This window comes from Ruminococcus champanellensis 18P13 = JCM 17042 (genome assembly GCF_000210095.1).
GTDB lineage: Bacteria > Bacillota > Clostridia > Oscillospirales > Ruminococcaceae > Ruminococcus_F > Ruminococcus_F champanellensis.
This window is the reverse complement of sequence record NC_021039.1, coordinates 1,899,373-1,900,985: the sequence shown is the minus strand read 5'-3', so window position 1 is coordinate 1,900,985 and position 1,613 is coordinate 1,899,373. Positions and strand designations below refer to the sequence as shown.

The following is a 1,613-nucleotide window of genomic DNA, read 5'->3' as shown; positions in this document are numbered from 1 at the left end:
GTCCGGGAAGATCACCGAAGAGCTGAACGGACAATATGAACTGGAAATGACCATCCCCATCCACGAGCACAGCGGCTGGCAGTATGCCATTGAGTTCAATGTCATCAAAGTGCAGGGGCAGCCCTTCCGGATCTATTCCAAGAAGACCAGCATGACGGAGCGGACGGTGTATGCTCGGCACATTTTTTACGATCTGAACGGACACTTCATCCTATCCGCCCATCCCACCGAATTGAACGGTCAGGAAGCCCTGGAGTGGATCATGGACCACACCTACACCAACCGGGGCGTGGCTGGCACCGCCCCCAAGCCGCCCTTCCGGGTGCATTCGGATATCACCGAAACGCGCACCGCCTATTACGAAAAAATGTCCCCCACGGCGGCACTGCTAGGGGCGGACAACTGTTTTGTGAATCGCTGGGGCGGAGAATTGCGCCGGGATGGATATGACATCTATATCAACGAGCACCGAGGCAAGCAGGACGCATTCCGGCTGCGACACGGGGTGAACATGTTGGCGGTGGAAGAATCCATTGACTGTAGTGACTATACCCCATGTGTCTATTGGGAGGCCACCATCCGGGGCGTTGAGAATGCAGCCAGGGGCGTTGCCGCATACCGGCAGCTGACCCTTCCGGTGCAGCCCATGACGTTCCTGAAGGTGACCGTGGACGAATCCATTACGGACGACAAAGAAGCTACCAACGACGCCCTGCGGCAGGTGCAGGAGTATGTGGCGGCAAATTGCATGCCCCAGGTGAACTACCGGGTGGATGTGGTGGATCTTCGACATATGGAGCTGTACAAGGATTTTGTGGGGCTGGCAGCATTCAATGTTGGTGACATCGGCACGGTGTATTCGGAGGAATTGGGCATCTGGACAACGCAACAGATTGTAAAGCAGGTCATGGATGCAATCACCGGCCAGGTGCAGTCCATTGAATTGGGCAGTCTGCGGAAGTCCATTGTTGCAAGCACCGGCAAGACCGTGGGCACCTACCAATTCGAGCAGCAGCGGGCTGAAGAAGCGGCGAAGAACACCTACGGCTATCTGGGCACCATGCTGTACACCTATGAACGATTGAAAAATACGACGTACGCAGAACTTGCGGGAAAGGTGATGGTGAAATATGATTGAGATTCTGGAAACTGACAACGTGAATCTGGGGCGGCAGAAGGCAAACACCAATTTTGAAACGATCCAGACCCATCTGGACAGCCAGGAAAACCCCCACGGGGTGACAGCCGTGCAGGCGGGGGCATTGCCCCTTGCCGCCTGGAACACCGTCTGGGATGCCGGGCAGGATCTGAATACGGTTCTGACCACCGGCACCTACGCTGCGCCCACCAACGCCATTGCGGCAGCATGCACCAATTTGCCGGAGGGCTATACAGCATCCGGACAGGCGTTCAAGCTGATTGTGGAAACCACATCTACGGTCAATTTTCTGCGGCAGACCCTGATCGGCAGAACCGGTGTCATGTACGCCAGAACGTACAACGTCAGCAGTGCGGCGTTTAGCGGTTGGGAAAAATACGTAATGTCCAGTGAATTGGCTGCCCTAGAGGCAAGAGTGGCGGCGTTGGAGGGGGCGGGAACATGATCGAAAAAA

2 protein-coding genes are annotated in these 1,613 nt (G+C 55.9%); both read left to right on the top strand.

The window, feature by feature from the left end:
• Window positions 1-1,138, top strand: a 1,138-nt coding sequence (locus RUM_RS12175) for a phage tail spike protein (protein ID WP_147645658.1), incomplete at its 5' end; no start/stop codon positions are given.
• Window positions 1,131-1,604: a pyocin knob domain-containing protein gene (locus RUM_RS08615; RefSeq protein WP_015558740.1), complete on the top strand. Its 474-nt coding sequence runs from the start codon at window positions 1,131-1,133 to the stop codon at window positions 1,602-1,604. The genes RUM_RS12175 and RUM_RS08615, both read left to right, overlap by 8 nt.
• The last annotated feature ends 9 nt before the right edge of the window (window positions 1,605-1,613 follow it).

What these genes read in the sequence shown, in the direction of transcription:
- RUM_RS08615 (WP_015558740.1), top strand. Translation starts at nt 1,131, where the DNA reads ATGATTGAGATTCTGGAAACTGACAACGTGAATCTGGGGCGGCAGAAG.